The sequence below is a fragment of the Burkholderia sp. BCC1998 genome, from assembly GCF_905339875.1.
In the GTDB taxonomy this organism is placed as follows: Bacteria; Pseudomonadota; Gammaproteobacteria; order Burkholderiales; family Burkholderiaceae; genus Burkholderia.
This window is the reverse complement of record NZ_CAJPHE010000008.1, coordinates 41,990-58,485: the sequence shown is the minus strand read 5'-3', so window position 1 is coordinate 58,485 and position 16,496 is coordinate 41,990. Positions and strand designations below refer to the sequence as shown.

The 16,496-nt window shown below is 67.7% G+C and carries 12 protein-coding genes and 2 pseudogenes; 4 read left to right on the top strand and 10 right to left on the bottom strand.

Annotation, left to right across the window (positions count from 1 at the left end; all coding sequences use genetic code 11):
• Positions 1 to 33 precede the first annotated feature (33 nt).
• From U5A56_RS16185 to U5A56_RS16150, 8 genes and pseudogenes are all read right to left on the bottom strand, one after another.
• Positions 34 to 744 carry a hypothetical protein gene (locus U5A56_RS16185; RefSeq protein WP_321923367.1) on the bottom strand — a complete coding sequence of 237 codons (711 nt, stop codon included), beginning with the start codon at positions 742 to 744 and terminating at the stop codon, positions 34 to 36.
• Positions 745 to 752: 8 nt separating this feature from the next.
• Positions 753 to 1,445, bottom strand: a complete 693-nt coding sequence (locus U5A56_RS16180; RefSeq protein WP_321923365.1) for a C39 family peptidase — start codon at positions 1,443 to 1,445, stop codon at positions 753 to 755.
• 3 nt (positions 1,446 to 1,448) lie between these two features.
• Positions 1,449 to 1,937, bottom strand: a complete 489-nt coding sequence (locus tag U5A56_RS16175; RefSeq protein ID WP_321923363.1) for a hypothetical protein — start codon at positions 1,935 to 1,937, stop codon at positions 1,449 to 1,451.
• Positions 1,938 to 2,167: 230 nt separating this feature from the next.
• Positions 2,168 to 3,412 (bottom strand): hypothetical protein, encoded by a 1,245-nt coding sequence (locus tag U5A56_RS16170; protein ID WP_321810626.1) that lies wholly within the window; start codon positions 3,410 to 3,412, stop codon positions 2,168 to 2,170.
• Positions 3,413 to 4,123: 711 nt separating this feature from the next.
• Positions 4,124 to 4,243, bottom strand: a pseudogene (locus tag U5A56_RS16165) (glycine betaine/L-proline ABC transporter ATP-binding protein); the annotation flags it as partial.
• Between the two features lie 140 nt (positions 4,244 to 4,383).
• Positions 4,384 to 4,974: a class I SAM-dependent methyltransferase gene (locus U5A56_RS16160; protein WP_321923361.1), complete on the bottom strand. Its 591-nt coding sequence runs from the start codon at positions 4,972 to 4,974 to the stop codon at positions 4,384 to 4,386.
• Positions 4,975 to 5,318: 344 nt separating this feature from the next.
• Positions 5,319 to 7,040 (bottom strand): ubiquinone-dependent pyruvate dehydrogenase, encoded by a 1,722-nt coding sequence (gene poxB / locus U5A56_RS16155; protein ID WP_321923577.1) that lies wholly within the window; start codon positions 7,038 to 7,040, stop codon positions 5,319 to 5,321.
• A 256-nt stretch (positions 7,041 to 7,296) separates the two neighbouring features.
• Positions 7,297 to 7,824 (bottom strand): Lrp/AsnC family transcriptional regulator, encoded by a 528-nt coding sequence (locus tag U5A56_RS16150; protein WP_124487053.1) that lies wholly within the window; start codon positions 7,822 to 7,824, stop codon positions 7,297 to 7,299.
• 165 nt (positions 7,825 to 7,989) lie between these two features.
• On the opposite strand from U5A56_RS16150, the pseudogene mdeB reads away from it, so the two are divergent.
• The 3 genes and pseudogenes from mdeB (at position 7,990) to U5A56_RS16135 (ending at position 11,470) form a co-directional block, all read left to right on the top strand.
• Positions 7,990 to 10,718, top strand: a pseudogene (mdeB, locus tag U5A56_RS16145) (alpha-ketoglutarate dehydrogenase).
• 81 nt (positions 10,719 to 10,799) lie between these two features.
• Positions 10,800 to 11,270: a hypothetical protein gene (locus U5A56_RS16140; protein WP_321923359.1), complete on the top strand. Its 471-nt coding sequence runs from the start codon at positions 10,800 to 10,802 to the stop codon at positions 11,268 to 11,270.
• On the top strand, positions 11,267 to 11,470 hold the full coding sequence (locus U5A56_RS16135; RefSeq protein ID WP_321923357.1) for a hypothetical protein: 204 nt from the start codon (positions 11,267 to 11,269) through the stop codon (positions 11,468 to 11,470). The genes U5A56_RS16140 and U5A56_RS16135 overlap by 4 nt, the downstream gene beginning before the upstream one ends.
• Before the next feature lie 175 nt (positions 11,471 to 11,645).
• Here U5A56_RS16135 and U5A56_RS16130 read toward each other — a convergent pair whose 3' ends face one another.
• Positions 11,646 to 12,146 carry an Lrp/AsnC family transcriptional regulator gene (locus U5A56_RS16130; RefSeq protein WP_321923355.1) on the bottom strand — a complete coding sequence of 167 codons (501 nt, stop codon included), beginning with the start codon at positions 12,144 to 12,146 and terminating at the stop codon, positions 11,646 to 11,648.
• A gap of 191 nt (positions 12,147 to 12,337) precedes the next feature.
• Here U5A56_RS16130 and U5A56_RS16125 point away from each other — a divergent pair, with 191 nt between their 5' ends.
• Entirely contained in the window at positions 12,338 to 13,354 is a 1,017-nt protein-coding gene (locus U5A56_RS16125) for a 1-aminocyclopropane-1-carboxylate deaminase (protein WP_321923354.1), read from the top strand.
• Between the two features lie 48 nt (positions 13,355 to 13,402).
• Here the strand turns inward: U5A56_RS16125 and U5A56_RS16120 are convergent, their stop codons facing one another.
• Entirely contained in the window at positions 13,403 to 16,438 is a 3,036-nt protein-coding gene (locus U5A56_RS16120) for an ATP-binding protein (protein WP_321923352.1), read from the bottom strand.
• Between the last annotated feature and the right edge of the window lie 58 nt (positions 16,439 to 16,496).

The following is a 16,496-nucleotide window of genomic DNA, read 5'->3' as shown; positions in this document are numbered from 1 at the left end:
TCGCCTGCCATTCATCGGTCGCTCACCGAGCCTTCATCGCCCCGGCAACACGCCGATCAACGCATTGTTCAGCGTCGACATCACGTTCAGGTTCTTGAACGTCGACAGTGTGTTGACGGTCGTGTTGATCGTCGTCACCGCCTGGATCTGCTGGTTGTTCAACGTGTTCTGGATTACCGCGCCGGTCAGCGCCGGCAGCGCGGCGGGCTGCGCGGCGTTGCCGGCGCCGACCTGGATCAGCGCGCCCGCGTTCGCGGCCGCCAGCGCCTGCGCCTGTTGCGCGGTGATATGACTGATGTCCGGGATGTTGAAGCTGGTCGTCGTGACCAGATTGCCGTTCACGAACGCGACACGCGACACGCCGAACGAAACCTTCAGACCGCTCGGCATATCGAAGCCGCCGCGCATCGCATCGAGGCGCGCGTCGCTGAGCGCGATCGCGCCGGCTGCCGGCCAGTTCCGTTCCTGCGCGCCGCCCGGCTCCGCGGCCGGCGGCCCTGCCGCGCACTCCGCCATCGCGAGCGGCGCGGCACGCAGGATCGGCACCTCGCCGGCCCGCGACTCCGCAGGCGCCGCATCCGCACCCGCATTCGCGGCGGATGCCTCGACGACGCCGCTCGTCTGCGCGACCGGCACGTCGGTCGCGGCCAGCGCGTCGTCCTGCATCGCCGCCGCACTCACGGACGTCACCCCGCCGCACACCATCACGGCGATGCCGGCGATGTTCCTGGTCTGGGATCTCATGACGGTCCTCAAAAGTCGTTCGGGCCGTGCTTCGGCATCACGACGTTGTACAGGCCGTCGCGCGCGATACCGGTGTAGAGCGGCGCGCTGGGCGCGACGCGCCAGTCACGCGGGTCGTTGAACACCGCCAGCTCGGGCCGATTGTGAATCACGAAAATCACATGGTCTTCCCACTTCTGCTCGAAGCTCGCCAGCGACATCGGGCGCGTGCCGGTGGCAGGATCGCCGACGAGCACACGCCCGTCACGCAGCCCCTTCACGACCACGAAATGGTGATAGCCGTGCTCGGTGATCAACACGATCGCCGGCGTGTGCGTCCTGGCGAGCGTCTGCAACGGCAGCTCGAAGCCGTCCGCGACGAAGCCGTGCGCGTCGAGAAACCGCCGGATGTCGAGCAGCGAGAAGCCCTGCTGGCGAATCTTCTCCTGATTGCCGTTCTCCCACATCTGGGCGAAGGCGGTCTGCTCGGTCATCGGATAGTCATACTGATAAGTCAGCAGCGTCGCGACGGCAGCCGACCCGCAACTGAAATCGAATTGCTGCTTGACGGTGCGCTTGAAGCGGGCCTCCTTGAGACTCGTGACGTGCATCGCATAGCCGGCGCCCGCCGGATCGACGACCGTCATCTCGTCCGCCCATGCAACCGGGACGGACAGCGCGTAAGCGAGCGCCGCGATGCATGCTGCGGCAACCTGTCTCATCGCTCAGTTCCCGAAGCGCACGTTGAGCACCGTCGCGTTCTGAATCAGCACGTTGGCGCCGGTATTCTGGATGACCGTGGGCAGGCCGCTCGCATTGGCGAACGAGCCGTCGGCGATCGAATTCGAGCCGGTCGACACGCGGTTCGCCACGTTATCGGTCACCGCGCCGGTCAGATAGTTTTGGCCGATCAGCGCATCGCCGCCCCGATGCTCGTCGAGCTGGTCAGGCGTCATCGCGACACCGAAGCCGCCCGCTTGAGCGGTCGCGGTGCCGGTCGCAGCGGGTATGGCTGCCGCAGGGGGCGCGACGGCCGCGGCCGGATCGGCGTGATCCGCGCGCGCTGCGGGTAGGGAAGGTGCCGCTGCCGGCGCAACATCGGCGGTGGCCTCCGCCGCAACGGTTCGCGACCCGTCAGCCGTGGCATGGGCCGTCAGGCCCGGCAGCAGCGCCGCAGGCAATATCACCAGCAAAAGTGCCGTTCGGATTCGCATGGCTGTCTCCTTGGTCCCTGCGCGAGCCGGCTCGAAACCGGCGCACAGGGAGCGGAATCCGCGTGACCGTCGATCGACGGAAATCAGCCCGGCCTGCGCCAACGAGAGCGAGACGGCCGTTCGGCCATCCCGCCCTCGCCGGCGGTCCTGTCCATCGGCGATGGAACGCAAGTCGCGGGCTCGCCTGCGCCCGCGTCAATGCATCCGGCTCACCAGGACCGGCCGGCCGGCTAACGTCCTACGGACAGGTTCGCCTGGACGGTCACAGCCTGCTGAACGAACGACGCCATGCCGCTGTTCTGGTTGGCGACCATGATGCCCGCGGCGGTCTGGCCGACACTCGCCATCGCGTTGGACATGTTGAACGTCCCCGCGTTGACCGCATTGGCTCCGCCTGCGCCACCCGCGCCGCCGACCGCGCCGTTACCGACGCCGCCGTTGCCGGTGCCGCCTGCGCCGCCCGCGCCGCCCATCGCGCCCACCGCGCCGCTACCCGCGGTTGCGCCGCCGTTGCTGGCCGTCGTCGTCGCGCCGCCGTTCGTCGCGCCGCCGCCCGTGCCCGCGCCGCCGGCACCGCCGTTGCCCGCCGTGGCCGCCGCCGCGCCGCCGGTGCCGCCCGCGGCCGCACCCGCGCCGCCGATGCCTGCGCCCGATCCGCCCGAAGCGGTCGACGTACCCGCCGACCCTGCGCCGCCTGAGCCACTGCCCGAGCCGGTGCCGGTACCCGTGCCGGTGCCGGTGCCGCTGCCGGCCGATGCCGACGCGCTTCCGCTGCCATGATTCCTGGCCCACGCGGAGCCGGGATTGGCTGTGCCGGTGCCGCCGCCCCAGCCTGTGCCGCTGCCCTTGCCGGAACCGCCTACGCCGACCGAGGCCGCGATCGCGCCGCCGCCCGTGCCGGAGCCGGAGCCGCCGCTCGCAGTGGCATTGCCGCCGCCCCCGCCGCTGGCGTCAGGTGAGCCGCCGGCTCCGCCGCCGCCGCCGTTGCCCGTGCCGGCCGTCGCGCTGCCATTGCTGGCGTTGCCCGCCGTGGCGCTGCCGTTATGCGCGCTGCCGCCTTTGCCGCCGGCGCCGCCTGCACCGCCGCTTCCGCCATTACCGCCGATGCCGCCGTAGCCATACCCGTTGCCGCCCTTGCCGCCGCTCCCGCCGGCCGCGCTGCCCGAGTTGGTCGCGTTGTTGCCGATGCCCCAGACCTGGACATTGCTCACGTACCCGTCGAGTTTGCTGATCGCGACGATCTTGGTGCTGTTGTACGAATCCTGGTAGACACTCGCGCCAGGCGAAACTTCATTCGCATTGGACCCGGTGGAGCTGGTCTGGGTTGAGCTGACTGCGTTGCTGAGAGTGTTCGATCCGTCATCGGCTTTCTGACTGCATGTCGAACTGGTATCGCTGCTGCATGGATTCGCCATTGCGTAGCCGCTGCATCCCAAGGCGAGAAGCGCAGCAGACGCCAATAGAGTTTTGCGCATGAAATCCTCCTGAAGTAACGAGGAACGGCTTGGCCAACTGCACCAATCCGGAGGACAACACGCATCGGCGATGCCAATCCCGCCAGTTGCCTGACGACAGGGAGCCGGTTGGATGCTTTGCGTGACATAACCCGCCTCGCCCGATTACGGCATGCGATTTATGTTTCAGGCCTGAAACGTGTCGATCGGCACGGGGCCGGGACACTCTCGACCCGCGGATGGATTTCTCTATGTATTCAAACGCTTGTCCGATCTTCCGAAGAAGGTCCCTGCAAGCGCGGAATGTTTCACTTTTGAACGGCCGCGGCCGGCCCATACGGGTATGCCCGTCGCACCGGATATCCAATCCCAATCGCAAACGCAGGCCCGGCAAGGACGCCCGCCGAATTCATTCCGATGAGGCATCAAAATCCCGCATGGAGTGCCATTTAGAAATGTTTCGACTATGATTCGGCGCTTTTTCCTCGGATCCTGTCCGCGGCGAGCGCGGGCGCGCGCGAGTCCGGTTATCGGCCGGAACGAGGATTCCTGACGGCAAGCGCCGTGGAATGGCGACGCAAATCCCGCCGAGGTGCGCCGCACGTGACCCACGGGCTGCCTGCGGTGCAACCGCGTGCGGGTACCGGCAGGCTGCCGCTCAAAACACAGGCGAAACGCCCCCGTGCTTCACTGGCCGCTCCCGCCAGATCGGTTCGCATTCCTCTGCTTCTCGACGAACCGCCGCACATCATCGTCCGCCGGACGCGACAGGATGTCGTCCGGCGTGCCGTCGCGCAGGATCGCGATCCGGTCGCCGATCCGCGATGCGTCGTCGAGATCGTGCGTGATGAAACGGCTACGCGACGCCGCTCGACCGCTTCATCAGGCAGGCCGCGTCGCGGCCTGCGGCGCGCGCACCGGACGCCGCAACATGAGCCGCGACCGACGGCCTCCGCAGGGTCGATGAAAGGAAGCGTGTCAGGATGCGGGCATCACGCCACCTGTCCGATGGCGGCCCTGCGCATCGTGACGATGCGCGCGGGCGGAATATTTGCCCACACGATCCGGCTGACATCGGCAACGAATGCCGGATCGCGCAGCGGGTGACGCTCGGGCACGCGCAGGTCGTAGGTGAACTGGATCATCACGCCATCGACCGACAGCACACGCTCGCACTGCCCGACGATCGCCGTCACGTCCTCGCGCGGCAACGTGCGCAGCGGCAGGCAGGACACGATCGCGTCGACACGCGCATCGGGCGGCAGCAGCCGCTCGAGCTGCCGCGCGTCGCCCGATACGATCGAAATCCCGGGAAAGCGCCGCCGCAGGTGCTGCACGAACGCCGGCGCCCGCTCGACCACGACGAGGCGCCCCGGCGCGACGCCGCGTTCGAGCAACGCGGCGGTGATCGCACCGGTGCCGCCGCCGAGCTCGACGACGAGCCCGTTGCCGTCCGGCACCGCATCGGCCATCTCGCGCGCCAGATGCCGCGAACTCGGGCACAACGCGCCCACCGCGGCCGGGCGGCCGACCCACTCTCGCACGAACAGTGCCGAGACACGCAACGCATTCGGCCAGATCATCGGCCAACCTTGCGCGGTTGCGCCATCAGCTTCGGCGTGCCAATGACTGCCTGTAACAGGGCTACGACGCCACGGGGCTCTTTCACGTGCATCCTCCTGAACAAATCCGTCCGCCACGCACGCGCGGCGCTCCATCGATTCTAGGAAATGCAAACTTAAGGCGACGTGAAGATTGTCCCTGATTGCGCCGCCACTGCCGGCCGTGCAATCGACGGCTTCCCGCTCGGCGGTCGACGCGCCGCCGAAGCTGCGCGGGATACCGCGCGCCGACGATCGTGACCTGCCGCAGGGCCGTCCCGATTGCCGACGGTTCGCCGCTCGACGGATCGCGCCGCCCCGCCGCCTCACCGCAGATTGGTCCGCGCCAGCTCGACGATCTCGTCGCCGCGCCCGCTGAGGATCGCGCGCAGCATGAACAGGCTGAAGCCCTTCGCATGCGCGAACTCGATCTTCGGCGGCATCGCCAGTTCGTACTTCGACGTCACGACGTCGACGACCGCCGGCCCGTCGTGCGCGAATGCGGTGCGCACCGCGTGCTCGACGTTCTCCGAATGCTCGACGCGCACGCTGAAGATCCCCGCGCCCTTCGCGATCGCCGCGAAGTCGGTCGGGCTCAGGTCGACGTTCGTGTCGAGATAGCCGGCCGCCTTCAGCTCCATCGACACGAAGCCGAGCAGGCTGTTGTTGTAGACGACGATCTTGATCGGCAGGTCGAGCTGGCGCGCGGTCAGCAGATCGCCGAGCAGCATCGACAGCCCGCCGTCGCCCGACAGCGACACGACCTGCCGCCCAGGATGCGCGCCCTGCGCGCCGAGCGCCTGCGGCATCGCGTTCGCCATCGAGCCGTGATTGAACGAACCATGCAGTTGGCGCTTGCCGTTCATCGTCAGGTAACGCGCGGCCCACAGCGTCGGCGTGCCGACGTCGGCCGTGAAGATCGCGTCGTCGGCCGCGACTTCGTCGACGATCTTCGTCAGGTATTGCGGATGGATCGCGCGGCCCGGCGGTTCGGCCACCGCGAGATCGTCGAGGCCCTTGCGCGCGGCCGCGTAATGCTTCAATGCGTTCTCGAGGAAGTGCCGCTGCGTCTTGCGCGTGAGGCGCGGCAGCAGCGCGGCGATCGTTTCCTTCACGGTGCCGACGAGCCCGAGCGCGAGCGGCGCGCGATGGCCGAGCTGCGAGCCCTTCCAGTCGATCTGCGCGACCTTCGCATTCGTCGGATAGAACGGCCGGTACGGGAAGTCCGTGCCGAGCATCAGCAGCGTGTCGCACGATTCCATCGCGTGATAGCCGGAGCTGAAGCCGATCAGCCCCGTCATCCCGACGTCGAACGGGTTGTCCCATTCGACGAACGGCTTGCCGCGCAGCGCATGCACGACCGGCGCGCCGAGCGTGTCGGCCAGCGCGACCACTTCGTCGTGCGCGCCCTGCGTGCCGCTGCCGCACAGCAGCGTGACCGCGTCCGACCCATTGAGCAGCGCCGCGAGCCGGTCGAGATCGGCGTCCGCCGGCAGGATCGACGGCGGCGCCGAGTCGCTCCACGCGGGCGCTTCCTCCGGGCCGTCGCCGAGCGCGATGTCGCCCGGCAGCACGATCACCGCGACGCCGCGCTCCTCGATCGCGGTGCGCATCGCGCGCGCGAGCACGCGCGGGAACTGCGACGCGTTCGTCACGAGTTCCGCGAAATGGCTGCATTCGCGGAACAGGTCCTGCGGATGGGTTTCCTGGAAGTAGCCGAGGCCGATCTCGGTCGACGGAATGTGCGCGGCGATCGCGAGCACCGGCTGGTGATTGCGGTGGCAGTCGTAGAGCCCGTTGATCAGATGCAGGTTGCCGGGGCCGCAGCTGCCCGCGCACACCGCGAGCCGCCCGGTCGACGCGGCATCCGCGCCCGCGGCGAACGCCGCGCTTTCCTCGTGCCGCGTATGCATCCAGCGGATCGAGCCGATCTGGCTCAGGCTGAACGACAGGCCGTTCAGGCTGTCTCCCGTCACGCCCCAGATGCGCTCGACGCCCGCTGCCGCCAGCGTCTTCGCCAGGTATTCCGCCATCGTCTGTCTAGCCATCATGCCCTCGCTCGTTGATCGGTCGTCACACGATTGAATCGGCTCCGGCAGCCGCCTTCGCCGCTGACCGAACGAGCATACGCGATCGTGCCGCGCGGCGTCGTGAAGACGCGGGCGCCCCGCGCGGCAACGCGCAGCGACGCGCAGCGGCCGGACCGCGGCAGTCCGCCCCTTTCGACGGCGTCGGGCAATCGTCGGCGCGTTGTCGCCGTTTCGTCTGAAACCTGAAACCGGACGGGGCGCCGGCGCCCCGCGCTCAGCCCCAGTCGGACGCCGACTCGTCCGGATCGACGAGCGTCAGCCCGGCCGCCGGCAGTGGCAGCGCGGTCTTGTAGCGCACCTGCTTCAGCGCGAAGCTCGACCGGATGTTCGACACGCCGGGAATCGTCGTCAGCCGCTCGATGATGAAGCGCTCGAGCGTGCGCATGTCGGGCATCACGACGCGCAGCAGATAATCGGCGTCGCCCGACATCAGGTAACACTCCATCACCTCGGGCCGCTGCGAGATCGCCTCCTCGAAACGCTGCAGCGCATCCTCGACCTGCTTCTCGAGGCTGACCTGGATGAACACGTTGATCCGCAGCCCGAGCGGCTCGGGATCGAGCAGCGTGACTTGCTGGCGGAACAGCCCGAGCTTCTCCAGCGCGCGTACGCGGTTGAAGCACGGCGTGGCGGACAGGTTCACCGCGCGCGCGAGTTCCGCGTTCGTGATGCGCGCGTTCTGCTGCAGCTGGTTCAGGATGCCGATGTCGATGCGGTCGAGCCGACGCGGGTTTGCGCTCATGGTCGAAATATTCCGGAAGAGTGGCCACAGCCAGAATATTTACACTATCCGCGAGCGAAATCCCAATGAAATCAGACGCATATTTTGCGGATCGGCGGGTAGCATGATCCGACCGATTGCCACTGATTGCGCGCCGCTCCGAACCGGCGCGCGGGGAGACCTGCGATGACGGACCTGTCGAACGGAATCGACGCCACACGGCGGGCGCGGCTCACGCCGACGCCGACCCGGAAGAAACCGCCGAATGGCTGGAAGCGCTCGACGCCGTCGTCGCGCACGTCGGCAAGGAACGCGCGCAGTACCTGCTCGGCCGGCTCGCCGCGCATGCGCACACCCGCGGGCTCGCGGCGCCGCGCGGCCCCGTCACGCCGTACCTGAACACGATCGCCGCGCACGAACAGCCGCCCTACCCCGGCGACGCCGAGCTCGAGGAACGGCTGTCCGCCGCGCTGCGCTGGAACGCGCTCGCGATGGTCGTGCGTGCCAATCGTGCATACGGCGAACTCGGCGGCCACATCGCGAGCTACGCGTCGGCGTCGGACCTGTTCGAAGTCGGCTTCAACCATTTCTTCCGTGCGGCGCCGGCCGACGCAGGCGATGAAAGCGGCCCGGGCGGCGACCTCGTGTACTTCCAGCCGCATTCGTCGCCGGGCGTGTATGCGCGTGCGTATCTCGAAGGCTTCCTCACCGAAGATCACCTGAAGCACTACCGTCGTGAAATCGCCGGGCCCGGGCTGTGTTCGTATCCACATCCGTGGCTGATGCCGGATTTCTGGCAGTTCCCGACCGGCTCGATGGGCATCGGCCCGATCAACGCGATCTACCAGGCGCGCTTCATGCGCTACCTGCAGCATCGCGGGCTCGCGAACACCGCCGGCCGCACCGTGTGGGGCTTCTTCGGCGACGGCGAGATGGACGAGCCCGAATCGCTCGGCGCGCTGTCGCTCGCCGCGCGCGAAGGGCTCGACAACCTGGTGTTCGTGATCAACTGCAACCTGCAGCGGCTCGACGGCCCGGTGCGCGGCAACGGCCGCGTGATCGACGAGCTCGAAGCGCTGTTCGCCGGCGCCGGCTGGAACACGATCAAGGTGCTGTGGGGCTCCGACTGGGATCCGCTGTTCGCGCGCGATCACGCGGGCGCCCTCGCGCGCGCGTTCGCCGACACCGTCGACGGCCAGTTCCAGACCTTCTCCGCGAACGACGGCGCGTACAACCGCGCGCGCTTCTTCAGCGGCGACCCGGCGCTCGAAGCGCTGGCCGCCCAGCTCACCGATGCGGAAATCGACCGCCTGCGCCGCGGCGGCCACGACGCGCGCAAGCTGCACGCCGCGTATGCGCGCGCGCTCGCCCATCGCGGCCAGCCGACCGTGATCCTCGCGAAGACGATGAAGGGTTATGGAATGGGCACGGCCGGCCAGGGGCGGATGACCACTCACCAGCAGAAGAAGCTCGACGTCGACGACCTGAAGGCGTTCCGCGACCGTTTCCGGTTGCCGCTGTCGGACCACGACGTCGAGCAGTTGAAGTTTTACAAACCAGCGGAAGACAGCCCGGAAATGCGTTACCTGCATGCCCGCCGGGCTGCCCTGGGAGGCTATCTGCCCAGAAGGCGGATGGCGGCATCGAAGGGGCTGACCGTCCCTTCGGTGCCGGCCTGGGGTGCGTTTGCGCTGGAGGCGGCCGGCCGCGAGATGTCGACGACGATGGCGCTCGTGCGCATGCTCGCCGCGCTGCTGAAGGACCCCGAACTCGGCCCGCGCGTGGTGCCGATCGTCGCCGACGAAGCGCGCACGTTCGGCATGGCGAGCCTGTTCCGGCAGGTCGGCATCTACTCGCCGCTCGGCCAGCGCTACGAACCCGAGGATCTCGGCTCGATGCTCTACTACCGCGAGGACACGCGCGGCCAGATTCTCGAGGAAGGGATTTCGGAAGCCGGCGCGGTGTCGTCGTGGATCGCCGCCGCGACCGCGTACAGCGTGCACGACCTGCCGATGCTGCCGTTCTACATCTACTACTCGATGTTCGGCTTCCAGCGGATCGGCGACCTGATCTGGGCCGCTGCCGACCAGCGTTCGCGCGGCTTCCTCGTCGGCGCGACGTCGGGCCGCACGACGCTCGGCGGCGAGGGCCTGCAGCACCAGGACGGCAGCAGCCATCTCACGGCGTCGACGATTCCGAACTGCCGCGCTTACGACCCGGCGTTCGCGTACGAAGTCGCGACGATCGTCGATGCCGGCATGCGCGAGATGGTCGAACAGCAGCGCGACGTGTTCTATTACGTGACCGTGATGAACGAGAACTATGCGCAGCCGTCGATGCCCGACGACGATCCGGCCGCCCGACGCGAAGGCATCCTGAAGGGCATGCATCGGCTGCCGGCCGCAGTGAACGCGACCGCGCGCGTGCAGTTGTTCGGCGCGGGCGCGATTCTCGGCGAGGTGCTCGCCGCGCAGCGGATGCTGCAGGACGACTGGGGGATCGATGCGGCCGTGTGGAGCGTCACGAGTTTCAGCGAGTTGCAGCGCGACGGGATGGAAGCCGAACGGCTGTCTCGGCTCGGCGACGGATCGGCATCGTCGTATGTCACGCGGATGCTTGATGGAACGCATGGCCCCGTAATCGCCGCGACCGATTACGTGCGTGCGGTGCCCGAACTGATCCGCGCGTACGTGCCGCGCCGCTACATGACGCTCGGCACCGACGGGTTCGGCCGCAGCGACACGCGCGACGCGCTGCGCGCGTTCTTCGAAGTCGATCGCGCGAGCATCGTGCTCGCCGCGCTGAAGGCGCTGGCTGATGACGGGGAACTCGATGCGGCGGTGCTGGATACTGCGCGCGAACGGCTCGGCAAGACGGTGCGGCGGCAGCCGGGCGCGGCGCCGTGGCAACGCTGAGCGCACCACGTTGCGCCCATTTTCGAGATGGCAGGCGAAGACGAATAGGTAGAATAAGTCCATTCGTCAGGAGAATTGCCCGTGTCGACACCGAGATGTTCGAGCTTTTCGGAAGCGTTTCAAGCAAACATGACCGCGCTTCATATGCCCGTTCCCACAACGCTGTTTGCGACCCTGGAAACAGCGGTGGCGAGTGTCAGCACGATGATGGGCGCGCTCAAGACACTAGGTCCGGATGCGACGGTCGCGGAATTGTTTGGCGCGACCACGAAACTCGAAGTAGCAACCGTCGTTGGGGCGATCCTCGGCAGCGTCTATCTAGGCGCGGTCATTGGTAGCCTGATGGTCGCGACAGATGCTGCGACGGCATGCGGCATCGGCAAACAGGGAACCAACCTGTCCTTGGCGGTTGCGCAATGGGGCGCGCGCTATCACCTTGCGGTTCATCCGTTGATCATGGCGCAGATCCTGCGGCATCCCGAAGTTCTCGCCCCCGGTCCGCATAGCTATCTCGGGTTGAAGGCAAACACTGCAATCCGGAGTGCACGATGAAATGGATTGTGGATCACTTGCTCCTCATCGTCACGGCGCTGGTTTGCGCCGCCGTAGGATGGACCATCATCGCCGCGACCGGCGAATGGTTTCCCACCCTGATGTTGGTGATCGCGTTCGCAACGTTGTGGGGCGATAACGCACGACTGCGAAAGCTACTCGAGCAAAACGGCATCGATCCCAGACAGCGCAGGCGATAGGAGTCGATTCGTTACGCCGGCAAGCAAGGCTATGCCTGCCCCTCGTGTTTGATCACGTGAAGATTGGCCCTTGGTTATGCGGCGTCACCGGTGAACTCCGCGCGCCGGTCGTACCCACATCGTTTCTCCCGCTTGCCGCTAACGCAGCATGCGCGGCCATCCACATCCCGCTGCACTAAACCGGCAGCGCATGCGTCGACAGAATCTCCTTGAGCACCATGAACGAGCGCACCTGCCGCACGCCGGGCAGGTACAGCAACTGTTCGGCATGCAAACGGTTGAAGCTCTCGTTGTCGCGCGTGCGGACCAGCATGAAGTAGTCGAATTCGCCGGTCACCACGTGGCACTCGACGCACCCTGACACCTTCTGCGCAGCCTTCTCGAATTCGGCGAACGCCTCCGGCGTCGAACGATCGAGCACGAAGCCGATCACGACCAGCATCCCGGCACCGAGCGGCTTCGGATCGAGCAACGCGACGATGCCGCGGATCAGCCCCATCTCCTTCAGCCGCTCGACGCGCCGCAGGCACGCCGGCGCGCTCAGCTTCACCTTCGCGGCGAGGCTCACGTTCGAGATCGACGCGTCCTGCTGCAACTGCCGCAGGATCGCGCGGTCGATGCGATCGAGCGCCGGCGCGGCATCGGCGGGGGTGGCGCTGCTGCGATCTAATTTCATTGCGTCTCCGATGAATTCTGCGAACCAAAATTATCTGCTTCTGCTTTTCTACATCGATAACGTAGGCGTTCGACATTTATTTCGCAAGCTCATTTCCCGGCGTCCTGCCTATCATCTTTGTATCGGGACACGGCGCACCGGCCGCACGCGACCGATCCGATTTCCTGCCCACCGTCTTTCGGAGACTGTCGATGAACCTGCAACGTTTCCCCCGTTATCCGCTCACGTTCGGCCCGACGCCGATCCAGCCGCTCAAGCGCCTGAGCGCGCATCTCGGCGGCAAGGTCGAGCTGTACGCGAAGCGCGAGGACTGCAACAGCGGCCTCGCGTTCGGCGGCAACAAGACGCGCAAGCTCGAATACCTCGTGCCCGACGCGCTCGCGCAAGGTGCCGACACGCTCGTGTCGATCGGCGGCGTGCAGTCGAACCAGACGCGCCAGGTCGCGGCCGTCGCCGCGCATCTCGGGATGAAATGCGTGCTCGTGCAGGAACATTGGGTGAACTACGAGGATCCCGTGTACGACCGCGTCGGCAACATCCAGCTGTCCCGGATGATGGGCGCCGACGTGCGGCTCGTCGCCGACGGCTTCGACATCGGCATTCGCCGCAGCTGGGAAGAAGCGATGGAGAGCGTGCGGAAGGCCGGCGGCAAGCCGTATCCGATTCCGGCCGGCTGTTCCGAGCATCCGCTCGGCGGGCTCGGCTTCGTCGGCTTCGCGGAAGAAGTGCGCGAGCAGGAAGCGCAGCTCGGATTCAAGTTCGATTACGTCGTGGTCTGCTCGGTCACGGGCAGCACGCAGGCGGGGATGGTCGTCGGCTTCGCGGCCGACGGGCGCGCGGATCGCGTGATCGGCATCGATGCGTCGGCGAAGCCGGAGCAGACGCGCGAACAGATCACGCGCATCGCACGGCATACGGCCGAACTGGTCGGCCTGGGGCGCGACATCGGCGAACGGGACGTCGTGCTCGACACGCGTTACGGCGGGCCCGAATACGGTTTGCCGAGCGACGGCACGCTCGAGGCGATTCGTCTGTGCGCGCGACTGGAAGGCATGCTGACCGATCCCGTCTACGAAGGAAAATCGATGCACGGGATGATCGACAAGGTGCGCCTCGGCGAATTCGAACCGGGGTCGAAGGTGCTGTATGCGCATCTCGGCGGCGTGCCGGCGTTGAGTGCGTATGCGGAGATCTTTCGCAACGGATGACGAACCGGCGCGCGCGGCGGGCGCGCGCCGCCGCGGCGCGCCGCAACCCTAAGCGCTCCGCTCCCCGCTATCGGGCAACAGACGTTCGAGCGCGGCGTCGATCTCTTGCCGGAACCCGGACCAGCAGCGCTCGACCGCACCGATATCGCCTTCGTTCGCCGCGCGCTCCATCCGGGCACATGCGTCGCTGGCTGCGACGTCGCCTATCAGTGCGAAACCGCCGCGCATCGAATGCAGTTCGACCTTGACCCGCTCGAGATCGCCGGTCGCGAGCGCATCGCCGATCCCCGCCAGCGACTTCAGGGTTGCGTCATTCAGGGTGTTGCGAATCTCGATCGACACGTGGGTCGGACCGCCTGCCTCGTCGGCAACGGTGACGGCCGCAAGATGGCGGGCCGCCTGCCGGCGCAGCACTGCATCAAGCGCCTGAATCGACAGCGGCTTGAGCACGACCTCCGCCACGCCGGCCGCGACGCACCGACGGTAATCGTCGTCAGTCGCATGCGCGGTCATCGCGATCACCGGCACCGTCGAACCCTGCTCGTGAAGCAGCCTCGCCAGCGCAAAGCCGTCGAGTTCGGGCATGCCCAGATCGGTCAGCACGATGTCGAACGGATGGGCGAAGTACGCACGCATCGCTTCGGCACCGTTCGTCACGATCGTCGCGTCGTGACCGAGCACGTCGAACTGATCCTGCAACAGCGCGCGACTCGCCGGATGATCCTCGGCGACCAGCACGCGCAGCGGCTCGCCGTCTTCGTGCGGCGGCGGCGCGTCGCCATCGTCGCCATCGTCGCGACCGTCGTCTCCGTGACCCGCGACCGGCGCCGGCAGCGCCGCGCACCAGCCGGCCGGCGCCGCAGGCAACGGCAGCGCGGCGACGAAGGTCGTGCCTTCGCCGAGCCGGCTGGCGACGCTCAACTCACCGCCCATCAGCTTCGCGATGCGCTGGCACAGCGGCAATCCGAGCCCCGTGCCGCCGAAGCGCCGATAGATCGACGCGTCGGCCTGGATATACACGTCGAACAGCGTCGCCATGCTGCCCTCGGGAATGCCGACGCCCGTATCGCTCACGGCAATCTCGACCGCGCGCCCGCCCGCGCCGGCCGGCGCGATGCGCGCCTCGATCGTCACGTCGCCGTGCGTCGTGAACTTGATCGCGTTGCTGACGAGATTCGCCACGAGCTGCTGCAGCCGCACCGGATCGCCGACGTAGCCGTCGGCGAGCTCGGGCGCCAGCCGGCACGCGAGCGTCAGGCGCTTCGCTTCGGCAAGCGGCCTGAAAATCGCGGCGACGTCGCGCAGCACGCCGCGCAGATCGAACGGAATATGCTCGAGCGCCATCTGGTTCGACTCGGCCTTCGACAGGTCGAGCACGTCGTTGATCACGCGCAGCAGCGCATCGGACGACGACATGATCGTCGCCAGCCGGCGCCGCAGCGGCGTCGGCATCGCCCCGCGCTCCATCAGCTCCAGATTGCCGATGATCGCGTTGAGCGGCGTGCGGATCTCGTGGCTCATCGTCGCGAGAAACGTCGATTTCGCGCGGTTCGCCTGCTCGGCGGCTTCGCGCGCTTCGCTCAGCGACGCCTCCGCCTGCTTGCGGGCCGTGATGTCGAGCAGCGTGCACAGCAGCACGTCGATCCCGCGATACTTGGTGCGCACGATGTGCGCGTCCAGGTACACGGTATCGCGCCCGCGGCGCTCGACGGGCAGCTCGTGCGTGACGAGCGCGCGGGTGCCGCCGTCGCGTGCGCCGTCGCGGTACGCGCGCCACAGGCGTTTACCGAGCGGCTCGCCCGCCCCCTCCCGGTCGTACGCGAGCATCGCGTCGTTGCGCACGATCGCTTCGCCGTCGGCCAGCGACAGCAGCACGAGCCCGGCCGGCGCCGTGCGGATCAGCGTCCGGTTGAGCGCCTCGCTCTCGATCAGGCGGATCGCGCGCCGGTTCGCGACGCGCAGCGCGCGCCGGTCGAACGTGACGATCGCGAACCACAGCACGGTAATCGCCAGCAACGCGCCGCCGACCGTCAGGCTCGCGGATGCGGCGACTGCCGCCAGCACGCTGCGCCACGAGAACGTCGTCACCAGCACCAGATCGGTGTCGGGCAGCGCGTCGCCGATCACGAAGCGGCCGCCGATGCGGCGCGCGGCCGCGCGCTCGCCGTGCGAGTGCTTTGCCTCTTCGAGCGCGTACGCGATCATCCTGCGATCGGACGACTGGCCGCCGAGGACGTCGCCGTCCCCATCGACGAGCGCGTAGCTGCGGTCGATCTCGTGCGACGCGAGCAAATCCTCCGTCTGTGAACGGGCATTGAACATGAACCAGCCGACCGGCCGGCCGGCCGCGTCGCGAAACGGCTGCGCGACGCGCAGCACCGTACGCCCGAGCAGCGGATCGAAGCGTGCGTCCACGAGCGTGCCGCTGTCGCCCGTGCGCGCCTGCGGCAGCGCGCTGTCCTCGCGCGGCATCAACTCATGCCGCAACGTCGCGAGATCGACGCCGGGCGGCAGCGCGAGCGCGCGCTGGGCGAGTTCGCGACCCACCACGCCGAGAAACTCGCCATCCAGCCCGATCACGTAGCCGCTCAAGCCCGAATGCACGGTTTGCGCGGTCGGCAGGATCGTCACTTCGGCCTGCCGCAATATGATCGCCAGATACGCGGCATAACTCTCGGCCGGATGGGCCCGCGTCACGTTCGCGAGCGCGACGAACGTCGGCTGCCCGCCGCGCCCGCGGTACACCAGCTTGCCGCCGTCGGCCGCGAAGCGCGCGAGCACGTCGGGCGACGCGTAATCGCCGCGCCGCCACAGCAGCTCCATGTTGTCGACGTAGCGGTTCAGCAGGACCTTGGTCACCTGCAGCTCGGCCTGGAGTTCGGCCTTGCGCCCGAGGAAAGCCGAACGCGATCGCGCCAGATAATCGTGGACGTCGAGCCGCATCACGAGCAGTGCGCACAACAGGATGAATGCGGTAATCGCGGCGCCGCCGCCGTACAGCAGCGCCTGTTGCTGGCGCCGGACGCGGCCGGGGTCGAAGGGTTTGCCGCCCATCGCGGCGTGCCGTTTGAGTTTGTCTGGCATGCGTTCGGGTGATGAGGATGGCGGGCGTGCCGCGCATGGCCGGCGCGACCGGCCGGCC